The 851-nt window shown below is 60.6% G+C and carries 1 protein-coding gene; it reads left to right on the plus strand.

The features are described 5' to 3' along the window. Positions 1-78 precede the first annotated feature (78 nt). Positions 79-839, plus strand: a protein-coding gene (locus ACODSN_RS16370) for an IS5 family transposase (RefSeq protein WP_489056549.1) whose coding sequence is annotated in 2 segments (ribosomal slippage) — positions 79-412 and positions 412-839 — 762 coding nt in all. Because the reading frame shifts where the segments join, the coding sequence is not laid out codon by codon here. The last annotated feature ends 12 nt before the right edge of the window (positions 840-851 follow it).

The raw sequence follows: 851 nt of genomic DNA on the forward strand, positions 1-851 counted from the left end.
CGCTAGGCTCAGGACCTGTTAAATCACTTATGAAGATGGCGAACGGTTGATTCAATGGCGGCGTGAGGAGGCGTTGCCATGAGTGATCTGATCTGGTTATCGGAGGCGCAGATGCGCCGGATCGAGCCGTATTTTCCGCTGTCACATGGGGTGCCGCGTGTCGATGATCGCCGGATCATCAGCGGCATCATCTTCGTAATCAGGAACGGCCTGCGGTGGCGCGATGCCCCTGTGGAGTACGGACCACCCAAGACGATCTACAACCGCTTCATACGCTGGAGCCGGCTTGGCGTGTTCAACAAGATATTCGCAGGCCTTGCAGCGAAGGGCGGGAAGCCGGACCAGTGGATGATCGACGCGACCCATCTGAAGGCACATCGGACGGCGGCGAGCCTGCTCAAAAAGGGGCTGTTTCCCGACGTATCGGACGCACCAAGGGGGGCCTGAACTCCAAGCTCCATGCCGTATGCGATGGCAGGGGCAGGCCGCTGGTCATGCTGCTGAGCGAAGGCCAAATGAGCGATTACAAGGGCGCGGCCCTCATGATCAACGCCTTCCCCAAGGCCAAAGCCCTGCTCGGTGACAGGGGCTACGACGCCGACTGGTTCCGGGCCGCGCTGGCGGCCCGCAAGATCGCTGCCTGCATCCCTTCAAAGGTGAACCGGAAGGTGCCGATCCCGCACGACGCCACACTCTATCGCCAGCGCCACAAGATCGAGATCATGTTCGGCAGGCTCAAGGACTGGCGACGCATCCACACCCGCTACGATCGCTGCGCCCATACCTTCATGTCCGCCATCTGCATCGCTGCCACGGTCATCTTCTGGCTCAATCAATGAGTCCTGACCCTA

The organism is Sphingobium sp. FG11, assembly GCF_057809915.1.